Origin of the sequence: Pontiella desulfatans (genome assembly GCF_900890425.1) — a bacterium.
Taxonomy (GTDB): domain Bacteria; phylum Verrucomicrobiota; class Kiritimatiellia; order Kiritimatiellales; family Pontiellaceae; genus Pontiella; species Pontiella desulfatans.
In genome coordinates, this window is record NZ_CAAHFG010000003.1 from 831,465 (window position 1) to 854,398 (window position 22,934).

A 22,934-nucleotide genomic window follows, 5' to 3' on the forward strand; every position below is an offset into this window, starting at 1 on the left:
GGTTTTTCCCATGTTTCGTAAGCTAGTTTTCCTTTTTCTGGTTGCCGCAGGTGTCGCTTCGGCGCAACCGAATATTATCTTTATCCTGACCGACGACCTTGGGTGGGGGGATCTGGGGTGTTTCTACCAGAACAGCATTGTCGGCACCAAAAAGCACGCTACGCCGCAGTTGGATGCTTTTGCGAGTGAAGGCGTGCAGTTGCGGCAGCACTATTGCGGAGCACCCGTTTGCGCCCCGTCGCGGGCATCGTTCCTGCTCGGTGTTCACCAGGGGCATGCCAACGTTCGCGACAACCAGTTCGACAAGGCGATCGAGGACAACCATAACGTAGCCACCGTGCTCAAATCGGCGGGCTATTCCACGGCGTTGATTGGAAAGTATGGATTGCAAGGCAGCGGATCAAGCCCGGCCACGTGGTCGGCCTATCCCACGAAACGCGGCTTCGATTATTTCTACGGCTATGTACGTCATTCCGATGGGCATCAGCATTATCCGGGCAACAGCTGGCCGCTTGGAAACAGCAGTGCCCACCGTTCGCCCAAGGAACTCTATGAAAACGGAAGCGAAGTGTCCGGCGATCTCGACAAGTGCTACACCACCGACCTTTTCACGGCGCGTGCGAAGCAATGGATTGTGGATCATCGCGCGGCTACGACAAACCAGCCGTTCTTCATGTTCCTGGCTTATGATACGCCGCACGCGGCATTGCAGTTGCCGACCCAGGCCTATCCGGCCGGAGGCGGTTTGGGTGGGGGGATCCAGTGGATCGGTACACCCAGCAATATGATCAATACCGCCTCCGGAACCATCGATTCCTTCCGGCATCCCGACTATACCGGCAAGGGGTGGTCGGATGTCTCCGAACGCTTTGCCACCGGTGTAAGGCGCATCGACGATGGTGTTGGTGACCTGGTGTTGACGTTGCAGGATCTGAATATCGATACCAACACACTGGTGGTGTTCTCGTCGGACAACGGTCCGCATACTGAATCCTATATGTCCAGCGCATCCTATACGCCGCAGGCGTTCGATTCGTACGGTCCGTTCGACGGCGTCAAACGCGACTGCTGGGAAGGGGGCATCCGTGTTCCGACGCTGGTGCGATGGCCGGGAATGGTCAGTTCGAACGCGGTGGTGGAACAACCCTCGCAGTTCCATGACTGGTTGACCACCTTTGCCGCTGCGGCCGGAATTCCAACACCGGCTCGGCTGGACGGGGTTTCGCTGCTTCCGACGCTGACCGGAAGCGGAATGCAAAAGGAGCCGTTGACCTACATTGAGTACGACAGTTCGCAATCCACGCCTAACTATTCCGATTTCGATCCGTCGCACCGAAAGCGGGCCCGCAACCAGATGCAGGTGGTTTTTCAAGGAGGCTACAAAGGAGTGCGGGTCAATATTGGGTCGCATTCGGACGATTTTGAAATCTACGACCTTTCCTCAGACCCCAAGGAAACCAACAACCTGGCATCGGTTATGACCAGTCTGCAGACCGAAATGAAAAACCGCGTATTACAGGTGCGTCAGTCAAACACATCCGCGTCCCGCCCTTACGATAGCGAGCTGGTTCCGCCCGTCGCGGCCACCGTTGAAAACGGGCTGGAGGTCAAGACCTATGAAGGGAGCTGGAGCTGGGTTCCCGAATTCGAGGATCTCGTGCATGTCGGCACCCATGCCGTGGACGGCATTTCAACCGCGCACCTCAGCCGGAGCGCCGATGCCGGACTGCTCTATACCGGCTATATCAAAGTGCCCGCCGACGGTACCTGGACCTTCTACAATACCTCTGACGAAGGAACCATCCTGCGCATTCACGACAGTCTCGTGATTGACGACGATTTTAACCACATCGGCGCAGAGGAATCCGGCACCATCAAGTTGAAGACCGGATTCCATCCGTTCCGCCTCTACTACCGCACGGCGGCTTCCTCGCCGGTGCTGAACATGAAGTGGGAGGGGCCGGGCACGGCCAAGACCGATATTCCGGACACGGCGCTTTTCCGTCCGGGCAACCTTCCGCCGGGACCGCCGACAGCCATCGGCGATGCCGCCACCACGGCCGGAGCCACTTCCGTTCTGATCAATGCGCTGGCCAACGATTTTGATGATGGTACTCCCGCGGTTCTATCCATCACCGATCCGGGCAGTCCGTTGGCCGGCACGGCGGTGCTCGAATCCGGGCAGATCCGCTATACCCCGAATCCAGGGTTTTTCGGCATCGACCGTTTCCCCTATACCATCAGCGATGGGCTGGACAGCACCGGCGCAACCATTTCGGTGGAGGTCTATGTTGAACCATCGGAGCCCTGGTTTCCGCTCGATGAATCCAGCGGGAGTACTGTGGCCGAAGCCGGCGGTTTTGTGGCGAGCAGTCATTCCGGATTCGCCGATAGCGAGGCGGCGCACATTGCCGGGAAGCACGGTAACGCCCTCACGTTTGACGGGGTGGACGACCAGGTAAACCTTTCCGGCATCCCCTTGCCTTCCGGCAGCAGTGCCCGGACGATTTGTGCCTGGGTGCGCGTCTCCGCCACCAGCGGCGTGGAGCTGCAGACCTTCTTTAACTATGGGCAGAATAATTCGGGGCAGCGTTTCAGTTTCCGGCTCGATACCGCCACTCCTGCCGATCAGCGCCTCCGCCTCGAAGTGTCGGGTGGCTATATCGTGGGTTCAACGACGGTCAACAATGGGGCGTGGCACCATGTGGCTGTTGTGGTCGATGATTTTAACGATGATGGTTCTGTAAACGTCAATGAAGCCAGACTCTATGTCGATGGTGCGCTGGAGACTGTCAGCAGTTCCGGGGCGAAGGTGATCAATACCAGCTCATCCGGCGTTCCGGCCATTGGCGGCTCCAATCATGCTGATAATCATAATTTCAAAGGCGATATTGATGAGGTGCGGATCTTTAATTCCGCGAAGACGGGAGCCGAGATTGCCGAACTGGCAACCCGCAGCGCGGCGGAGGTCGATGCCAACCTCTGGTTTTACCGCAACCTCGGGAATCCGGAACCTACGCCCGCCGACTGGAATGCCGGCAGCCGCACCCTGGCCTATGCCCTGGGCGGTTCGCCTCATTGGAACGATGCATCGGTGATGCCGCAGCTGGAAACGACTGCGGGGGGGGGGGTAGAATATCTTTACAATCGGCGACGGGTGCTTGATACGGCGGCTTATGTTGTTGAAAGTACTACCAACCTGATCGGCGGGGCATGGGAATCGATAACTGGCGGTACGGCAGTTGCGCACCTGGAGATGGCCGAATACGATGTGGTTTCCTCTGATATTCCGACCAACGAGTCCAGTCGGTTTATTCGCCTGCGTATTTCCGTCGATTAAGGTGTTTTGTGAAATTGATGTCCTTATCCATTAGAGCTGTTTAAACCAAGCAGAGCTATCCCCGTGGGCCGGACGTGGACGAAATAAAAGGAAGATACGATGAACATAAAAACAGGTATACGAGCAACTTTAACGATCGCCATGGGATGGGGAGCGTTTACGGCACCGGCGGGTACCGCCACCGATCAGTCCATCATTTCGATCATGAGCGATCCAGCCTATCCCCGGAATGTCTGCGCGCTTCCGTCTCCCGAGAACCCGGCCGATAAAGAACATCTGGAGGAATGGACGAACGCGAAGTTCGGACTCTTTATTCATTGGGGCATCTATTCCGTGCTGGAAGGCATGTGGAAAGGCGAACAGATCCCCGATCTCGGTGAGCAGATTCAGCGCCACGCGAAAATTCCCGGTCGCGAATATGTGGAGGTTGCGAAGCAGTTCAATCCGGTAAAATTCGATGGCCGGGCCTATGCGAAGCTGGCGAAAGAGGCCGGTATGACCTATATGATCCTGACCAGCCGACATCACGACGGATTCTCCATGTTCGATACGGCATACTCCGATTTTGATATCATGGATGCCACGCCCTATAAGAGGGATATCGTGAAAGGTTTGGCGGAAGGGTGCCGGGCGGAGGGGATTCGGCTCGGACTGTACTATTCCAATCCCGACTGGCATTTTCAGGTGGATCCGGATGCCGATAGCTTTGGTGTCGGCCAGAAATACTCGCCTGCTCTGCTTGAATTCCAGCAAAACCAACTCACCGAGCTGCTGACGAATTACGGTCCGATCATGGAAATTTTCTTTGATATGGGGAAGCCGTCGATTGCTGATAGTCAGGCCTTGGCCAAGACCGTTAGAGATCTTCAACCGGAGTGTCTTGTCAGTGGTCGAGTGATGAACAACCAAGGAGATTTCTATACGTTGAGCGATAATTCGGAGGCCACGGAGGTTCTCGATCTTCCGTGGGAAGCCCCATCCACATTCCACAGCGAGCCTGGGCATACCTGGGGGTGGAAATCCTGGGTGGTTGATCCGCCGATGGAAAAAGAGGTCGCGCGTTGCGTGCAGAAACTATCACGGGTAACATCACGGGGAGGAAACTTTCTTCTTAACATCGGGCCGAAACCGGACGGTACGGTTTCTGAATACCAAACCGAAGCGTTGCAGTCGATCGGCGTGTGGGTTGACGCGCACCGGGAAACCATCTTCGATGTTCACACGACCCCGTTCAAGCGCTCGCCATGGGGAGCGTCCACGTGGAAAGAGAATGAACTCTATCTGCATGTCGCCAAGTGGCCGAAGGATGGAAAGATCCGTCTGCCGGATTTATTTTCCTCCGTTGAGGAGGTTCGACTTTTTACCGATGCTTCGGTGAACTATTCCTTTGAGGCGCTGGAACAGGGCGGAGTCGTGATCCATGTTCCCCGGACTGCGCCGGAAAAATATCAAACCGTGATTACGGTGCAGTGCGGGGGTGAAATCAAAACGCGTGTACCTCTGGTGACTCAGACGAATCCCGATAAGATCGACCTCGGAAAGGACAGCTTGGTCACGCGGGATTTTATCCATGGGATGAGCTATGCCTGCAGGGTGAAGAATGTGCAGGGTTCCTGGAAATTCAACCCGGTGAAATCGGGAAAATATAAGGTCACGCTGGGTGCCGATGTCAAAAAGATGAAGCTGAAGAAGAACCAGCAACCCGACATGGAAGCGCGTCCGGTTCTGATTTCGATTGGCGAGAACCTCTTCCGGGTAAACATTCCCGTAGCGCTGGGCAAGATCGAGATTGAGGTCGGCGAGGTTGAGCTCAAGGCCGGATCCTGTCAGACCGTTATGATTGTCAAGGATACCGGAATGAACGGGGAGGGCGACCCGTCGCGTTTCTCGTTGGAACCCATCTGGCCGGAACGGCTGGTCCTAATCCGCCAGTGAGCTAGAGGAGCGTCCCATTGGAACGTTGAGTCCGTGACGCCGCACCCCGAGCTGGCGGCGTACGATGTGGTTTCCGCGGAGATCTCAACCGAGGAAACCAACCGGTTCATTCGGTTGCACATTTCAATGGATTAAAAAAAACGGTCAGTTTGGCTGCGCGACTCTGTATGTGGAGATAAGACGAGTTGCATCTTGTGCGTAGAAAAAATATGCACGCGGGCTCCGCAACGAGCCGTTGTTTGAGAAAATAAATTATGAACACAAAAAAAATGATTATTTTGGCAGTGCTGGGTGCGCTATCGGCCGGGTCGGCTTTTGGTCAGGCGACGGAACTGAAGGTGATGACTTTCAATATTCTGCAATCGGGTAAGAAATGTGATGAAATCGGCAGCACGTCGCCGTTGCTCAACACCGTGCGTTATGAGGACATCGCGAACGTAATCATTGAGTCGGGCGCGGATGTTGTGGGGATAACAGAACCCAATACCGCCAATCCTGATCCGATTCTCGGATTTTTGCAGGCGACGAATTCCGATTGGCAGAAGCTCGGTAAGGTGTACGCCAAGTATCCGATCACACCCGACCCGCTGAATCCGAACACCGGAAACGATGATTCGTATGCCTATCAGGTGGAAGTCGGGTTGAATCGTTATGTGTATATCCATGTGGCGCACTGGCACCCGAAACATGAGGGCATCCGCGAAATCCAGGAGCGCATGATTGCGGGCACGGTTCCAAGCGATCTGGAGGTTTTTGAGCAGGAGATTCAGGGCAAGGTCAGTACGCAGAGCGCGTATAACCACACGCTCGCTCGCGCGAAGCCGCACATTGATGCGGGGCGTCCGCTTTTTGTGATGGGCGATTTTAATGCGTCATCGCACGAGGACTGGACCGCGGATTATGTTTCGAACGGGATGGATCGCTGGTGCGGGAATCCGACGAATAATCCGCCGCTTAATTTTGAGATTGAATGGCGCGGCTCCAGAACGCTGGTTGATGGCGGCCTTTCGGATGCGTACCGTGCCGTCTGGCCCGATCCGGTCACCAAGCCGGGCTTTACGTGGACGCCGCCGTACGCCAACGACACGGGCGGACGCCGGCCTTACGATGATTACGCAAGCAATCCAAAATGTAACATGCTCGACCGGATCGACTGGTTGCTGTTTGCGGGCAGTAATGTGGCGGTTTCTGCGGCGGCGGTGGTCGGCGAAAATCCAGCGAATCCGGAACACGATGGTAAATCAAAAATTATTCCTGAAATTCAGTATTCCGGTTCGTGGCCGTCGGACCATCGCGCCGTACTCGGCGTTTTCAGTATTCCGGAAGATACCGGCCCGGCTATTGAACTGACTGAGCCCGTGATTCCGACGCGCCAGTCGGCGGACTTTATCAGCGATATTGCGCAGATTGAAGGGGATGCCGATCCGGCGACGCTGGGTTCGTGGAGTGCGGATTCGGGCACGTTCGATGCGGGGCAGCTGGTGTTAAACAGCAACGGAACGTTTACGGTTTCATTTAATGACGCGCAGTTTGATCGCTGGGCGCATACGGGCGTGCTCGACGGCGACACGGGTTGGACGATAGAGGCGTGCATTCGTATCGACGATGAGGGTTCGACCGGCGGCGATGTCGGCGTGTTCGATATTCAGTCGCGCTCGTCAGACGGCGGAACGTCGCCGTGGATTTATCTGCGCCCGGACGGGATCGGGCATCGTGTGAGCGGTAACGATGCCGGCCTGCTTTATGCGACGAATCTAATGGACGGCGCTTTTCACACGTTTCGCGTGGCGACGCAGGCGGAGGTCGGGCATATGCTTTGGCTGGACGGAGAGGTGGTGGCGGAGTGGACGGGGAATGATGTCGTGAATAATAAACGCTTTTTCCTCGGCCGCAACGGCGGCAATACGGTGGATGATGGAACGGTGACGGTTGATTATGTCCGTGTTGATTCGACCGGGTTCTATGCGCCGCCGTTCGTGCCGTACATCACCTCGATTGCGCGGGATGGGTAGCACATGGTTCTTCGCTGGCGCGCAAAAATGGGACACCGTTTTAACCTGCAATATACCGACCGCTTGATTGATCCGGCATGGAGCAATGCCGTGAGCATCTTGTCCGAAACAAACGGAGTGATTGAGGGGATCGACAGCAACTTCACCGGCTCGGCCCGCTTTTATCGGGTTGGTTCGATTCCGGAGGAGTGAGAAGGTGGGGCAGGCATCTTGCCTGTTTACCCCGCATCGTTTCCACGGGGCGGAGCTTTGTATGCCGATTGGGTGGCTGGATATGATATTGCGGGAGAAGAGGGCTTTGCCGAGAATCCCGACAATGACGCGTTCGACAACTTGGCCGAATATGGACTCGGTGGCGCGGCCTAGCCTATACGCTTGAAGAGGTCGGCAACCTGTTTTCCAATGATTGGAAGACGGTGACAATCCCGCCATCGGGCACCGCCCCGCTCGAACTCGATTTCGAGGCCGTCACCAAACAGATTCAGGCAGCGGAACCCAGCCAGTTCATTCGGCTTAAATTGACAATTGAGTAAAATTTTTCTGCAATCCGGCAAGGTGGGCGATGTATATATAGATAAGAGCATTGCGCTATTGAAAACTGAGTCGGGCGCATTTTGTCTCGATTTGAACCTATTTGAGCCATTGGAAGGATATAGAATGAAATTTTTGATGTTACTTTGTTTATTGCTGTCGATGTCGGTCACGGCGGCGGAGTTTTATGTGTCGCCGAACGGGAACGACTCGGATACCGGATCGTTTGACGCCCCGTTCAAAACCGTTGTCCGGGCACGCGATGTCGCGCGTTCCACTTCGGAGTTGGTTACGGTTTATCTGCGCGAAGGCCGCTATGTATTGGATGAGACGGTGGTGTTCGGGCTACAGGATGGAAATGCCACGTATACGGCATTTGAAGACGAAAAACCGGTTATCACCTCTGCCCGGCCTGTGACGGGGTGGAAAAAGGCGAAGGGCAGCCTGTGGGTGGCTGACACGCCAGAGGGCGTCGAGGATTTCAAGGTCATGTTTGACGGCGATCGCATGCTGGAACGGGCTCGCAGCCGAGGCTTCCAAAGCCCTCAGCAAAAATTTAAAACCTTTGCCACGCGCAATACGGCACTGCCGGAAGATCGTCCGTTGTTGCGCCGTTTAGAGTTTCCGGCGGGTGAAATCAAGGCCTGGGACAATATCGGGGATGTGGAAGCCTTTTTCTGCGGTGTACCCTGGACGTTTAATATTTCGACGATTGAAAAGGTGGATGAGGAAAATAACATTGCCTGGTTGAAGTATGAAGGCAATACCCCGCCTTCCACCACGCCGAAGCCCTACAACCCGTCCTACATTGAAAATCATATTTCCGTGCTGGATCAGCCGGGTGAATGGTGCGTCAACACGAAGACGCGCAAGATCCACTATTGGCCGGTCAACGGCGAACCGGGCGATAACATCTGCGTTCCAACGCTGACCGAGTTTTTCCGGGTCGAAGGCGGCATTGACTATGACGGTTCGAAGGATACGCCCGTCAAAGGCCTTGCCTTCAAAGGCCTGACCTTCACGCAGGGCAATCGCTATTCGTGGTGGGACGATCATAAGGGCTGGGGCATCCAGCACGACTGGGATAAGTTTGACCACGGCAATGCGTTGCTGCGTTTTCGCGGTGCGGAGGATTGTCTGGTGGAAAACTGCCGATTTATTAATTCAGGAAACTCGGCGATTCGCCTCGACCTGCATGCGCAGAATATCACCATCCAGAATAACCTGATCGACCGGGTGGGGCATATGGGCATCCTGCTGTGCGGCTATGGCCCGGGAACGAAAGATGTGAATAAGAACAACCGAATCGTGAATAACTTGATTCGCCGAACGGGGGAATTAATCTGGCATGGCCATGCCATCTTTGTCTGGCAGAGCGGTGAAAACGTTATTGCCAACAACCACATCCGCGAAGTGCCGCGCAAGGCGATCGGCCTCTGCGGGGTACGTGGTGCCATTTTCATGGAAGGCAAAAAAGTCGATTGGGATGAAGCCAGCAAGACGATTCGCTGGGACGAGCTGGGCTGTGAAATCTTTACCGACGAGGACGGCACATTGCAAAGCCGCCTACTGCCGTATCTGCACGCGCGGAATAACCTGGTGGAAGGTAACTATGTCTACCGCGGTCGCACCAAGATCGGCGATGGCGCGTGTTTGAACGTGTCCGGTGCGGGAACGGGCAATGTGCTGCGTCGTAACATGCTCTCGATGGTGCTTGGAAACGGCATGCGCTGCGACGACTGGCAGCAGGGCACCACCTTTACTGAAAACCTGATTCTATCCGGCGGCGTGGTGCATAAAGGGAAGAATGATCTGATTAACAACATCTTTGTGAACAGCCGGATCAACTTTTCGCTCTATCCCGACCAGCAACCCGATCCCGGATCGAAGGTGCAGAACAATCTGTTTTATTTCACACGCGACAATATCATCCCGTACACGGGGCGCGAATCGCAGAGCATCAAGACGCCGCAGTCGTTGGATGTTGAAAATAATCTCTACTTCTGTGAAAGCAAAATCGACCACCTCGAAAAGTTTCTGGCCGGCTGGCAGGCCAAGGGCGTCGATGCAGGTTCAAAGGTGGCCGATCCGCTCTTTGCAAAGAAGGTCGATTTGACGGTCGAAGCTAGGCCCGATGACTATCTGCTGGCGAAAAATTCACCGGCCTTGAAGATGGGCTTCAAACAGATTGATACCTCGAAGATCGGGCTGACGGATGAATATCCGGCAACACTGCTTGCCGAAGTATTCCCGTCGAAGCGCGGCACGTGCGTTTCCGGCACCGCCAAGGTCGTGGCCAGCAGCAAGGCCAATGGCGATACCTCAAAACTGGTCAAGCCTGCCGCAAACATGACGGCGGTCTTTGAGACGAAGGTGGAGGAACAGCCCTTCGTGGTGATTGAACTCGAAAAAGAAGTCCCGGTCGATGGACTCGAAATCGTGGCCGACCACAAGGATCGGCAGAATCACCTGCGCGGGCTTACCGTCTGGACTTCGTGCGATCAGAAGCATTGGGTTGAAATATGGCGTGCCGATCCCTACCATATCGCCATGGGCCGCGACTGGCTGGTCAAACCCTACGAGGTGCGCCCTGCAAAGTATGTGAAGATCGGCCTGCGCCCGAAAGCCGATCTGCCGTTTCAGCCTGAAGACGAGCGTATGAAGATGGGAAAATATACCCTGAAGCTCAATCACGTTGGCATTTATTCATCAGCGCTCTAAAATAGTAGACTGAGTTTCGTCATAAATCGCATTCGGCGCGGTATCTGTTTTCATAGGAATTTTATTTGAAAACAGAGGGGTGATATGAGTCGTTTACGCAAAGTCTGGACTGTTGGGTGTTTGGTTGTTTTGGTTTTACTCGGGTTTGTTGTCTCGCGACAAAATGAACCTGTGCAGGGTGGTTCGGTTGTTTCCAATGCTCCAAATGCGCCACAGCGCAAAGTCGTCGAACCGATTTTTCCTGAAGTACAGGTTGAATCTGAAATCCTGAGGACGGAAGCGCTGAGCGATACACAGGCGCGGCTGAATCTGGATTTTCCGGTGGTATCGTTTTCTGATGTGACGCTGGAGGACGGAAACGCATATCAGACGGCGCATCTGCCGCAGACCGGTCTGCTGCCGATGGGCGAGGGGCGGCCGACCCTGCCGCTGAAGACGCTGATGGTCGCCATTCCGCCCGGTGCGGAGTTTGATGTGCAGCTGGCTGCGGGCGAAACGACCGTGATGTCCGATGTGTTGCTCGCTCCGGCGGAGCGGCTGATCAAAATGAACGGCGACGACAAGGAGTCCACCTTTGCCATAGATGATGCCTTTTATGCCGCGGATGAAAGCTTCCCGGCCGATCCGCTCTACAGTGCCCGCCGCGTGAGCCTGCGCGGCCGCGAGTTCATTGAGGTGCGTGTGGCGCCGCTGCGCTACAATCCAGCCAAACGCGAGCTGGAAGTGGCCGAGACGGTTGCGGTCGAGGTCGAAATCTTCCCGACCGCTGGCGGCGTCGCCCCCGCGGAGGATCCGCTCTACAGTCCGGCTTTTGATTCTATGACGACCGAGGGCGACTACAGCTTCCCCGGTTACATGCCGACCAACGTGGTATTCCCCGGCGGAATCGGTCCGGAAAAATACATGATTATCTACAACGAAAAGTTTCAGGATAATCCCCATTTCCAGGAGTTCATCGAATGGAAGCGCCGCAAGGGCTATGAGGTGGTGCTGAAGACGACCAAATCTATTGGGGGTTCGAACTGCAACGCATCGGAAATTAGCAATTATTTGAAGGGGCTGCCGGATGAGGACTGGCCGACTTACCTCTTGCTGGTGGGCCGGCACAACACCACAACCGGCGTGGCGATGCATAAGCGCTTTACCTCATATAGCAGCAGTTGTTGGAACGATCATTTTTATTCCTTGCGTACCAAGAACCAAGAAGTGAATGAGGAGTGGGGAACCCCATCAAAAGTGTGGGACTGGTCGAATGCTTCGACGAGTCCGGATGGACTGCAGCTGACGATCAGTGTGCCCTATGATAACTGGGGATTTATTTACAAAGAAGTGGAGCCCGGAGATGAAGTCTTGTTTGAGGGCGGAATCACCTCAACCGTGGCATCGGTGAATTCGTATTCAAACCTCACGCTGACCAGCTCCGTCTATCCAGGCGCAAGCAACCTGACCTTCAGCATTGATGTTTTGGCCGATTTTAATCCCGCCGACTGGGTCGATGAATACCCGGATCTTTTTGTCGGGCGCATTCCGGCCAATGACAACGGGATGCTCAGCAGTATGCTCGAAAAAATGATGCTGATGGACCGCAACCCGCCGCAGTCGGGCAGTCATTACGAACGCAATATCCTGGTGGGCGCTAAAGATGGTGCTTTGCAGGGGCCGGAACCGATGATTGATGCGCTGGGGGTTTACTTTGAGCGGGAGTATGGCGATGCCACTGTGGAACGCGCCTTCAATGGTGGCAATTACACACCGGGGCAGTGGCTGAATCCCGGGCATTCGATGTTCTGGCCGGATAAGGATTGGCAGGTGAGCGATGGATTTGTGGCCAAAAACTGTTCCAGCAACACCGAAGCGAAGGAAAAACTGAAGCGTGAATGGGGGCAGGAAGAGGGCGCGGCGCTGGTGCACTATATCTGCCATGGTGGCGAGCAGGGCTGGTATTGGAACAACAAGGGGTCCACTTTTACTATCGACGAGCTGGCCGAATTAAACACCCCCGAACGCTATGCCATGGTGATGGACTATTCCTGCGACACCGCCGGTTGGAACTCGTCCACCAACTTTACCCAGGTGGCGCTCTGCAACCCGAATGGCGGCGCCTACAGCATGATTTCGGCTTGTCAGCCGCAATGGGGCGGCATACAGGACTATCAGTTCTACGGCTATCTCTCTGGGGTGTTTACCAACTGGTTTGACTTCTTCATCGATGCGTTTGAAGAGGGGGTTGACGATGACACGGTGACCTATCCCGCGTTTTCCGACCCGACCCTGCCGATCACCTATTCGCCTGGGCACGCCCCGCGCATGGGGCAGATGTGGTGGTGCGGCAAGGTGTACACGCTGGAAAACTATCCGGCGGATGATCTGTTATGGGGAGCTGATAAACCCGATCAGCCGGTCGTGGGCAACCACGTCGCCTATGAAAATATGATCATGCAGAATCTGTTTGGTGATCCGGAGGCCTTCATGGTCTTTTCCGCGCCGACGCCGCTGGCCGCCACGCTGTCCGCTTCGGTTGGACCGGGCGCGAGCACGGTGCAGGTCACCACGGAAGAGGGCGCCCAAGTCGCGCTTTACAGCGATGCGCTGAACATTCATCTCGTGGCGATCGCCGACACCAACGGCGTGGCTTCGTTTGATATCGCCCCGGTGCAGGCCGGTGCGGTGGCGGTCACCGCCTCCAAATTCGGCCGTGTCCCGTTCGAAGGCGGCTTTGCCGTCGGTGCCAACAATGCTCCTGTTTTCTCGCAATCCGATATTTTCCAGACCACGGTTAAAGCGGCGGAAGCCTGTGAAGATTCGCTGGCCGCCTTTGCGTCCGATCCGGATGGCGACGGTATAAAGTTTTCGATCACCGATGGTCCGGACTGGCTGAAGATGCTCGACAACGGCACCTACTACGGCACGCCGGACTTTTCCGATATCGGCAGCAATGAATTCACGGTGCAGGTGGAAGATGATTCCGGCGCGTCCGACACCGCCGTTATGACCATCATCGTCAACCCGAACGATGCCTTCAACACAGCGCCGTACGCCAACGAAGATCCGATCCAGCTGTCCGCCACGGTGGCTGGCGGCATTTCCGGTTCGCTCACCAACCATGTGTTCGATGACGAAGGCGATGTGCTGTCCTTCTCCAAAACTGCAGGCGATGCCTGGTTGACGATTGCAACCAATGGAATGCTGAGCGGTTATCCGCCAGCGGCAACGGTGGGTGATAATGCGTTTGATGTTACGGTTTCGGACGGCGTGAATCTCGCAATGATTCATCTCAATATTTCCGTCGCTCCGGCCTCGGAAATTACGGTGCTGGATATTGATTTCCAAGGTTCGGAAGCCGGGCGTACCAACTTGCTGGCAGCGACCGAGGCTGAACGGGGGACGATTCTGAGCAACGGCACGCATGTCGGGGTCTGGAGCGATGTGGCGGCCACGCCGAATCTGGCCTATGAAATCCAGCAGGAAACCGACGGAACCAACAAGGTGCTGGCGTTCGCCAACGAAAATAATGGAACGAAAATGGTGGCGGATCTCCTTTTCGATTATACCGCAAACCTAGAGTCGGGCGAGGTCCTTGATTTGAGCTGGGAGTGGATGCATACCGATGGTAAGGGCGGTGGATCGGGAGATGTTTTCCTTATTCTGCTGAATGACGCGATGGAAGAAGTCGCCACGTTGAAGTGGAATGATAGCTCACAGTTGAGCCTGAATGGCACCTCGTTTGCCGACCGGCTTCGCCAGTTGCCCATCGATCCGTATGTGGAAATCACGACCGCGCTCTGGAATCCGCTTGCCATGGACATGGAAATGAGCTCGACCAACATGGCGCTGTCGATTGACGGTGCGGTGGTGACCAACATGCCGTTCACCGCGGCGACCATCAAGGGGCTGCGTTTCAAGACCGCTTCCAATCGAACCTATTCAGAAGGCGGCGCGTGGATGGATAATATCCTGGCTACGGTCACGCCGCCGCTGCCGGTGTCGGCCGATGCCGATGAGGACGGCATTCCCGATAACTGGGAAGCGCAGTTCGGCCTCAGCGGCGGAAATGCCGCGGACGCGGCGCTGGATATTGATGGTGATGGACTGACCGCGCTGCAGGAATATATCGCCGACACCAATCCGACCAATCCGGCCTCCTGCCTAGTGATCAATTCCCTGGTGTGGACCAACGGGCAGTTTTGGGTCGACTGGAACGGCGGCATAAATGCAACGCAGTATTTCGAATGCGCGGAAAATCTGGTATCCAATCACTGGACGGAACTGCGGACCTACGTGCCGCCGACGACAACCAACCAATCGATGACGGTTACCAACGCCCCGTCGGCCGAGTGTTTCTTTCGCATTCGGTCCGCTCGATAAGGAATGCGAACGATGAATAAATTATCGCTCCGTTCATTGTTGATTTTCGTAGTAGCATCTTCCGTAAGCGTGTTTGCGGAGCGCCCCGGAACCAATGACACCTATATGGTGATTGATCTGTCGGCGGGGGCGTCGGCCACGGACTATCCGGTGAGTTACCTGACGGGTCTGCCGGACCCGATTCCCGATACGTATAAAACGACGCATCTGGTGTTTCGCCGTATTCCCAAGGGCATCTTCATGATGGGAGCGCCCACGAATGAAGCCGGATATTGGGGTGAAACACAGCATGAGGTAACCCTCACAGAAGATTTTTACGCCGGGGTGTTCGAGGTTACGCAGAAGCAGTGGGTGCTGGTGATGGGGAATAATCCATCTGCACACACAGGGGACCGCCGGCCTGTAGAAGATATTGAGTACAGGATGATCCGTGGAGACACCCTCGGTGCCGGCTGGCCGGAGAGTGATGCGGTGGATGCGGGATCTTTTCTGGGCGTGCTGCGTTCCCGCGCCGGTCTGAAACTGGATCTGCCGACCGAAGCTCAGTGGGAATATGCCTGCCGGGCCGGAACGACCCTCGGTTATAATGATCAGACCAAAAACAATGGGGCCGGCTCCGACTGCATTAAATATAACAGTGGAGGTGTGGATGCCAATCTCGAACCGCTGGCCTGGTATGCAGGAAACAGCATTTCCGACCACCATCATGAGGTCGGTTTAAAGCAGGCGAATGCCTGGGGCCTTTATGATATGACCGGCAATGTCTTCGAGTGGTGCCTGGACTGGTGGCAATATTATACATCCGATGCTGTGGTAGATCCGGTTGGTGCGGATAACAGTGAGCAACGCTATATCCGTATCCTGCGTGGCGGTGCTCATTTTTATGATGCCTTTCAATGCAGGTCTGCAGCACGTTACTGGAGCCAACCACATAATGAGATGCCCGATGGAGCCACAGCGGGGGGCGGGTATGTCGGGTTCCGGTTGAGTTACACGGTGCCGAATCCGGATCCGATCGGCCGTATCGCATATTCCGCTTCCCAGGCAGGCGGGGCGGGGGTGTCGTGGGATACCACGCTGGATCAGAGCTACACCGTGGAAACCAACGCCAGTCTGCTGCACCCGAACTGGGGCATTTACGAAACCGTGACCGGCACCGGCGGCAGAGCCTCCGTGTTCGCGCCGGTCGACCAAGCCACCTTGTTCTACAAGGTCTCATCGGATCGGTAGGGCGTACCGCGCCGCACGAGCGGTTAAGGTAGGGCGCGACCTCCGGGCGCGCCGCCACGGATGCAGAGCCAATCTAGCGAGGGTCGTTCGTCGGGCTCGGAGAGCCAACCCTACCTTATGTGTGGATACTCTAGACGGGGAGAGTCGAGGTTTTTAAGATTCATCAACTGTCCCCCATTTTCCAATCCTTGGAAAACGTAGCCGGATCCACGGCTTCGCTTGAGTCCGGGCCCTACTCTTTGCGGCTTACTTTCTTCGCGGTCAAAAACCTGATCCGCTTTTGAACACCAGAATCCGGGTTTTGGTCATGTTGATTACCCGATCGGATATGGGATGAGGGAACTTTTCTGATCGGTTGGGGGAATGGGGTGAAATAATCCGAACCTTAACGGCGAGATCGGCCGAGTGGTGCTGTATATATTGTACATAGTGGGGTGCAGTGATTTTCAATCGTCAATGTGCAGTTCTCAGAGGGCAGCCTGAAGGTTGTTTTAAGAATAGCCGATTTTATAGAGGTGTTTATGAGCAAGCGATTTTTTGCAAAGCATGCCAAATCCAGCGCCATGATGGTGAGTCTGGCCATCCACGGGATTCTGCTGGTCGTGGCGTTGTCGTTTGTTGCCGTTACGGTGATTACGAAGGAGGACCAGATTTTCGAAGCCGTAAAGGTGAAGCGCCCGAAAATGGCGCTGAAGAAGCTTCAGGTGCCCGTGAACATCAAAAAGAAAAAGACCCAGAAACCGAAGCTGCGCAAGCGCATTGTGGTTAAGCCGACCTTGAATAAGGTTCCCGATATCAAGATGCCGGAGATTACCGGTGTGAAGGGGGGCATGGCCGGAGCGGGCGACGGTTTCGGTGGTGCTGTCGGGATTGGCTTTACTCTGCCTGAACTCGACTTTTTCGGTGCCAAGGCCAAGGGGGAAAAGGTGGTCTTTGTGGTTCACTTCGGCCCCGCAACGATCGGCGGCACGCCGCTGAAGCGGATGACGGGCTATGTGATCCGAAAGCGGTTGGAGGATTTGGTCAACGGGTTGCCGGACTACACCCTGTTCAACGTGGCGTGTTACTGGATGCAGGATACCTGGGCGATGAACCCGGAGATGATGCTGGCCTCCCCGGCGAACAAGCAGAAGGTGAGGGACTGGATGGCGCCGGTTAATCCACTGCAAGGGGATTATGGGCACTGTTTTGTGGTGCCCGGGAAGATGGGCCGCACGATTACACAGGCCGCCGGGAACTATCCTGAAAAAATTGATAGTGGTTTACCGTTCTATTCTCCGAAATGGGTTTACCCCTATGTGGTGCCCGGTGCGCAGGCGAAGAAATACCTTCCCGCTTCCAAGAAGGGATATGTGCATTGGAGCCGTGGGGTCTCCTGGGCCGTTCTTGAGCAGAAGGCCGACACCATCTTTATTTTGACCACCAACTATATCGATGGCTTCGGCAGCGGGGACAAAGGGCGTCCCGAAGCGTTGGTTCAGAGTTACAAAAAGATGTTTGCCGATGTGTACGGGCCGGACAAGAAGCGGTGGCCCACGATCAATGTGGTGGTCCTGAAGCATACAAAGGATCCGGATGTGGTGCTGAACGCACAGTTCGGCCCGGTCTGGAAAGGCACGCGCGGCGACGGATCCGTGATTGATAACATCTCGAAGTTTATGAACGACGAGGAAAAAGAGCTCTACAAGCAGCTGGCAAGTGGTGATGCTTCCGCCCTTTCTCTTCCCGAGCCCGCTCCGACGATTGTGGAGCAACCGCCGACGAACGAAAAAGATCCTACCCCGACGGTGGCAGCGGAATCGGGCTTCCCGATGAATCCCATTCTTGGGAAATGGAAATTTAAGTTCGATGGGGCAAAGAAATACACGACCCGCCAATTTACTGCGGACGGCAAGTGTATTCAGCGGAACCAACGCGGAAAGATAGAGTGGGAATCCGGGTTCAGCATGAGGTCGGCGATCTCAGCGACTACGGTTCGCAACGATATGCTGCACGAGCTACAGTCCGATGGTACGTTGCGTTTATTAGACAACCTGATCGCGACCCGCGTGGAATAAGTTATAAAGGAGAATTGGAATGTTGAGACATGGAATGATCGTGGCCGCAGTGTTGATGATGGGCCTTTCGGCCAAGGCGGAAAAATATGAACCCAGCTGGGAATCGCTGGCGAACCATAACGCGGAGCCGGAATGGCTGAAGGATGCCAAGCTGGGGATCTATTTCCATTGGGGGCCCTATGCGGTGCCGGCCTTCAGCTCGGAGTGGTATCCGCGCGATATGTACCTGAAAAACAAGGTGAAGAAGTATCACGAAAAAAACTTCGGCTCGATCACGGAGTTCGGCTACCACGACTTTGTACCGATGTTTACCGGGGAACACTTTGATCCGGCAGAGTGGACGGAACTCTTTGAAGAAGCCGGCGCCCGTTTTGCTGGCCCCGTGGCGGAGCATCACGATGGCTTTGCCATGTGGGCATCGAAGGCCACGCCATGGAACGCCAAGGATATGGGGCCGAAGCGGGATATTCTCGGGGAGCTTTTCCAGGAGTTGGAAAAACGCCAACTGAAAACCATCGCCACCTTTCATCACTCCCGCAACCTGCAGCGGAATACGTCGGGCAAGAAGGAAAGAAAACCCAATCCGAATAGCCATTATCCCTACCTTCCGGGGACGCATACCGCCTCCGACGATCCCATGCTTCAGACGCTCTATGGGAATATGCCCGAGCAAAAATGGCTGAATGAAATCTGGATGGCCAAGCTGGTGGAGGTGATCGATAACTACCAGCCCGACATTATCTGGTTCGACAGCTGGCTCGATACCATTCCGGAAAGCGACCGCAAAGCATTCTGTGCCTACTACCTGAATGCCGCCGAAAGGTGGGGCAAGGATGTGGTGATCGTGCGCAAGCAGCAAGACCTGCCGCTGGAAGTCAGCATCAACGACCACGAAAAGTCGCGCGAACCCAAGGCGTTGAAAGAGCTCTGGATGACTGACGACACACTGAGCACCGGCAGCTGGTGCTATACACAGGGTCTGGGGATTAAACCGCTGCATAAGATTGTTCACGCGCTGGTCGATACCGTCAGCAAAAACGGCGTGGTTTTATTGAATATTTCCCCTATGGCTGACGGCACCATTCCGCAGGACCAGCGCGATGTGCTGCACGGGCTGGGCCAGTGGCTCGAAGCCAACGGCGAGGCGATCTACAACACACGCCCCTGGATCAACGCGGCCGAAGGACCCACAGCGGAGCCGTCCGGCGGATTCAGCGATCATAAAAAATTCCTGTCTCTGGAATATTCCGCCAAGGACATTCGCTACACGGTATCCAAAGACGGGAAAACGGTCTATGCCACCACGCTCGGAATTCCGGAAGCCGGTTACAATGTCCTTTTGACCACCTTCGCGAAAGAGAATATCACCCCCGAGTCGGTCGCGTTAACGGACGGTTCCGACGTGGTGTGGAAGATGACGGAAGAGGGGGTGTCGATTCAGTCTCCGGAAACCAGCCAGACCAGCGCGCTGGTATTTAAGATCGAGCTGTAAGGATTGTTTTTCGATGCGTGCCAAGGCAACGTGCATTGGAGTACTGAGTCGATCAAGTTAACCGGGAATTCCTATGAAAATCATGAGAAAAACAGCCGTACTTTTTCTATCGGCACTTGTTTTGATGGCGAGCTCTATCGCGGCAAAGCCTGAAGCGGGCGCGCGTTTAAAATTTTCCCCGCTTCCCTTTGAAGTGAAGTCCACCTTTGCTGAGCGAAAAACCACGGCACATGTTTTTGCGGATCCCGGCTATCGCATCTGGGGCATGGCGGTCATCCAATGGGCAGATGGTAAATACCATGGCTATTATGCACGCTGGCCCGAGGCGCTGGGGCATGACGGCTGGATGACCCATTGTGAAATCGCGCACGCCGTTGCGGACCAGTCGGAAGGTCCGTTCCAATACGTGAATACGGTGCTGGAAAGCCGTAACCCCGACGGATGGGATGTGAATAACGCGCATAATCCCGCCATCTGTGTAGTCGACGGAAAGATCTGTCTGTACTACATCGCAAATGATTTGCGCCCGCTGTACAAGGGGGATTTCAAGACGGACTATCCGGATATGGAATGGTTTCAGGCAAACCGGAAACTGGTCCGCAATGCCCAGCGCATTGGCGTGGCCATTGCGTCCGATCCGGCCGGCCCGTTCGTCCGCTCTAAAGAGCCTGTCGTTGTTCCTCATGGACGGTTCATTAATATCGCCGTTAATCCGGCGGTCTGTTACGTGGATGGGACGTACACGATGATTATGAAAGGCGACGATGCCAATAAACCCGATACGTGGTTCCGCATTCAGTTGGTCGGTCACTCCCAATTCCCTGAGGGTCCTTTCACGTTCCAGCAGCAACCGGTCTATAGCAAAAAACAGACCGAAGATGCCGGGATCTGGTTTGACCAGAAAGCCGGTCGCTATTACATGGCCTGTCACGTGATGGGTAAAAGGGATCTGGCACTGTTCTCGTCCAACGACGGGAAATTATGGCAACCGGATCGGCAAAGGGTATTCATGAAAAAACAATTCCGACTGGCGGATGGCAGCGTTTGGAAGCCGGACCGTGTTGAGCGGCCGTTTATTTTAACCGACGACTCCGGCAAACCGGTTATGCTCTACCTGGCCGTCGCCGACAAAGACATCAACGGAAACATCGCCGTCAAGTTCAACAACTAGACAGCCCCGGGAATCAGTAGAATGAACATCATATTGACCCGTAGCTTGCATTTTAAAAGGCGAGTTAGAGGGGGCGGGCTGGCACCCCCGATGATCTGAAACCGGGAGGATGAAGGTATTTTAATGCACGGCGGTTTGGGTGAATATGTTTCCGCTTTCTGTGAAAGCCGTCCTGTTGAACGGCTTTTTCTTTTGTGTAAACGGTCAGTTTTTATTTTTTGTCCTGTATATGGAATTAATGCTGTTTTTTGTGATGGCTTAAGGAAAAGGAATGAACTGATGAAAGTACTGAGAATACTGGGTTTTGTAATTGCTTCCGGGGTGATTTCCGAGGCCGCTCTGGTTACCTGGCAGGGTGGACCTGGAAACTGGACGAATGCGAACTGGGCAGTGGATGGAATCAATGAACAGAGCATAGGGACTACGATTTCTGACCAGATCAGTATTACAAATGGCAGTGTCTCCGTTTCAGGGAATCTAATTGCCGCGACGGGTGGCTCCGTTGCTGATCAATCTTTGCATATCAGTAATAGCGCGCAGTTAACAGTAGGCGGGATCATCGATTTTGGTTCGGGAAATAATAATACGCAGACCCTTGGATTCCGCATGGAAGATGGTGCTTTGGTCTCGGCTTCATATTTACAATTAAAAACCAAGAATCTGGCCCGGACTAATATTGAATTTGGTGGTGGTGTGTTGACATTGACGTCCGATAATTCGATACGGGGCGGTGATTTTCCGAATCAGAATGTAAATATAACCGCAGGGGCAGGAGAATTTTCCATAATTGCAACGGCAACGCCACAGGTCGGAAAATCACTCGCCACTAAAGTCGGATCCGACCTTTTTGCCATTGATGGCACCAAGATTGTCGTTGTGGCAGATGGTAGCGAGATCTCCATTCTAAATGCAGAGCTTGTAACGAAGGTTGTCAACGGGAAGTGGCTCAAAATTACAGGAACAAATGACGGTCCTCAGACGCTGGAAGTGATTCCGGAACCGGCGGTGATTGGATTGATATCGATTGCGGGTTGTGGATTTCTGGTCATCCGTCGATTTACAGCCGGTTAGCGCCTTCAACGTATGTGTTTCATGAAACTCTGTTCCTCGCTCGTTTTTGTTATGCTGGTCGCATCGACCTATGCAGGCGACCTTGTATGGGATGGTTCGGATGGAATCTGGACCCACTCCAAGTGGTTGAGTGAGGGGGCGCAATCCGGGCAGGCGATTCCGGCGGCCATTCATGATCGTCTGGAAATTACTTCCGGCAATGTGACTGTGGAGGGTGATCTGACCGGGGCACCCGGATCCCTGCAGGAAAATCATCTGACTCTAGGGGGTGACAGCAGGCTTGCCGTTCAGGGAGCATTGGATTTCGGAACGGGAAAGGCGGAAAATGCCCATTCCTGGTCGATGTCTTTTTTGATGAAAGAATCGGCGTCCCTGTCTGCTACCCATATTCAGCTCAAGACGAAAAAGCTGGAGCGGTCTGCGCTGACGTTTGCAGGAGGGACACTGACTTTAACATCCGGGAACCCCATACTCGGCTGTAACTTTCCTGACCAGAACGTTAATATTAAAGCGTCGGCGGGTGGTTTTCGCCTGATTGCAACCGCGAATCCGTTTCCCGGGAAATCACTTGCTACAAAGGTGGGTTCTGATCTGTTTTCAATCGACGGGCGTAAAATCAACGTCGCGGAAAGCGGGCTCGATGTCGAGGCTTTGAATATGGAGTTAGCAGGTAAGGTCGTAAATGGAAAAATACTGCGGATCAAGGGTGAAAACAATGGCCCTCAGATCCTGGAAATTATTACTGCAGGCGATGAGCCGGCAGTGATCGAACTGCCCGAAGAACCCGTCGAAGAACCGGTTTCTCCCGTAAGAAAGAGAAAGCGGAACCGTCCTGAAGCCAACCTGCACGAGCCCGAACTTTCCGCCGAACCGCTGGGGCTGATTCTCAGCTGACCGGGGAATGACTGTGTCACGTAATTAAATCACTGAAGAAACTTCAGCCTTCTGTACAACAGCAGGGATCATAAAATGAACATTTTAAATATTTTTTTACTCTCAACGACTCTGG

Annotated in this window: 13 protein-coding genes; all 13 read left to right on the forward strand. The window is 54.7% G+C overall.

Translation table 11 applies throughout. The features are described 5' to 3' along the window. The first annotated feature begins 10 nt into the window (after positions 1 to 10). The 13 genes from E9954_RS24240 to E9954_RS24290 all read left to right on the forward strand — a co-directional run bounded on the left by E9954_RS24240 (position 11) and on the right by E9954_RS24290 (position 22,819). Positions 11 to 3,340: a sulfatase-like hydrolase/transferase gene (locus tag E9954_RS24240; protein WP_136081858.1), complete on the forward strand. Its 3,330-nt coding sequence runs from the start codon at positions 11 to 13 to the stop codon at positions 3,338 to 3,340. A gap of 99 nt (positions 3,341 to 3,439) precedes the next feature. After that, positions 3,440 to 5,275 (forward strand): alpha-L-fucosidase, encoded by a 1,836-nt coding sequence (locus E9954_RS24245; protein ID WP_136081859.1) that lies wholly within the window; start codon positions 3,440 to 3,442, stop codon positions 5,273 to 5,275. Between the two features lie 254 nt (positions 5,276 to 5,529). Then, positions 5,530 to 7,287, forward strand: a complete 1,758-nt coding sequence (locus E9954_RS24250; RefSeq protein ID WP_136081860.1) for an endonuclease/exonuclease/phosphatase family protein — start codon at positions 5,530 to 5,532, stop codon at positions 7,285 to 7,287. Between the two features lie 27 nt (positions 7,288 to 7,314). After that, positions 7,315 to 7,479, forward strand: a complete 165-nt coding sequence (locus E9954_RS32735) for a hypothetical protein (protein ID WP_168442565.1) — start codon at positions 7,315 to 7,317, stop codon at positions 7,477 to 7,479. An 18-nt stretch (positions 7,480 to 7,497) separates the two neighbouring features. Continuing rightward, positions 7,498 to 7,653, forward strand: a complete 156-nt coding sequence (locus E9954_RS32740) for a hypothetical protein (RefSeq protein WP_168442566.1) — start codon at positions 7,498 to 7,500, stop codon at positions 7,651 to 7,653. Between the two features lie 291 nt (positions 7,654 to 7,944). After that, entirely contained in the window at positions 7,945 to 10,539 is a 2,595-nt protein-coding gene (locus tag E9954_RS24255; protein WP_136081861.1) for a right-handed parallel beta-helix repeat-containing protein, read from the forward strand. Positions 10,540 to 10,623: 84 nt separating this feature from the next. After that, complete coding sequence (locus E9954_RS24260; RefSeq protein WP_136081862.1) at positions 10,624 to 14,904, forward strand: C25 family cysteine peptidase; 4,281 nt, start codon at positions 10,624 to 10,626, stop codon at positions 14,902 to 14,904. 12 nt (positions 14,905 to 14,916) lie between these two features. Next, positions 14,917 to 16,134 (forward strand): formylglycine-generating enzyme family protein, encoded by a 1,218-nt coding sequence (locus E9954_RS24265; protein WP_168442567.1) that lies wholly within the window; start codon positions 14,917 to 14,919, stop codon positions 16,132 to 16,134. A 521-nt stretch (positions 16,135 to 16,655) separates the two neighbouring features. After that, positions 16,656 to 18,191 (forward strand): hypothetical protein, encoded by a 1,536-nt coding sequence (locus tag E9954_RS24270; RefSeq protein WP_136081864.1) that lies wholly within the window; start codon positions 16,656 to 16,658, stop codon positions 18,189 to 18,191. Between the two features lie 19 nt (positions 18,192 to 18,210). Beyond that, positions 18,211 to 19,683: an alpha-L-fucosidase gene (locus tag E9954_RS24275; RefSeq protein WP_136081865.1), complete on the forward strand. Its 1,473-nt coding sequence runs from the start codon at positions 18,211 to 18,213 to the stop codon at positions 19,681 to 19,683. A 73-nt stretch (positions 19,684 to 19,756) separates the two neighbouring features. Continuing rightward, positions 19,757 to 20,854, forward strand: a complete 1,098-nt coding sequence (locus E9954_RS24280; protein WP_136081866.1) for a glycoside hydrolase family protein — start codon at positions 19,757 to 19,759, stop codon at positions 20,852 to 20,854. A gap of 279 nt (positions 20,855 to 21,133) precedes the next feature. Then, positions 21,134 to 21,925 (forward strand): PEP-CTERM sorting domain-containing protein, encoded by a 792-nt coding sequence (locus E9954_RS24285; protein ID WP_168442568.1) that lies wholly within the window; start codon positions 21,134 to 21,136, stop codon positions 21,923 to 21,925. Between the two features lie 21 nt (positions 21,926 to 21,946). Beyond that, positions 21,947 to 22,819 (forward strand): hypothetical protein, encoded by an 873-nt coding sequence (locus E9954_RS24290; protein WP_136081868.1) that lies wholly within the window; start codon positions 21,947 to 21,949, stop codon positions 22,817 to 22,819. Positions 22,820 to 22,934 lie beyond the last annotated feature (115 nt).

Bases quoted from the DNA above. Each gene is read 5' to 3' on its own strand.
- E9954_RS24250 (WP_136081860.1), top strand. From the start codon at position 5,530: ATGAACACAAAAAAAATGATTATTTTGGCAGTGCTGGGTGCGCTATCG.
- E9954_RS24275 (WP_136081865.1), top strand. From the start codon at position 18,211: ATGTTGAGACATGGAATGATCGTGGCCGCAGTGTTGATGATGGGCCTT.
- E9954_RS24240 (WP_136081858.1), top strand. From the start codon at position 11: ATGTTTCGTAAGCTAGTTTTCCTTTTTCTGGTTGCCGCAGGTGTCGCT.
- E9954_RS24265 (WP_168442567.1), top strand. From the start codon at position 14,917: ATGAATAAATTATCGCTCCGTTCATTGTTGATTTTCGTAGTAGCATCT.
- E9954_RS24290 (WP_136081868.1), top strand. From the start codon at position 21,947: ATGAAACTCTGTTCCTCGCTCGTTTTTGTTATGCTGGTCGCATCGACC.
- E9954_RS24260 (WP_136081862.1), top strand. From the start codon at position 10,624: ATGAGTCGTTTACGCAAAGTCTGGACTGTTGGGTGTTTGGTTGTTTTG.
- E9954_RS24285 (WP_168442568.1), top strand. From the start codon at position 21,134: ATGAAAGTACTGAGAATACTGGGTTTTGTAATTGCTTCCGGGGTGATT.
- E9954_RS24270 (WP_136081864.1), top strand. From the start codon at position 16,656: ATGAGCAAGCGATTTTTTGCAAAGCATGCCAAATCCAGCGCCATGATG.
- E9954_RS24245 (WP_136081859.1), top strand. From the start codon at position 3,440: ATGAACATAAAAACAGGTATACGAGCAACTTTAACGATCGCCATGGGA.
- E9954_RS24255 (WP_136081861.1), top strand. From the start codon at position 7,945: ATGAAATTTTTGATGTTACTTTGTTTATTGCTGTCGATGTCGGTCACG.
- E9954_RS24280 (WP_136081866.1), top strand. From the start codon at position 19,757: ATGAAAATCATGAGAAAAACAGCCGTACTTTTTCTATCGGCACTTGTT.
- E9954_RS32735 (WP_168442565.1), top strand. From the start codon at position 7,315: ATGGGACACCGTTTTAACCTGCAATATACCGACCGCTTGATTGATCCG.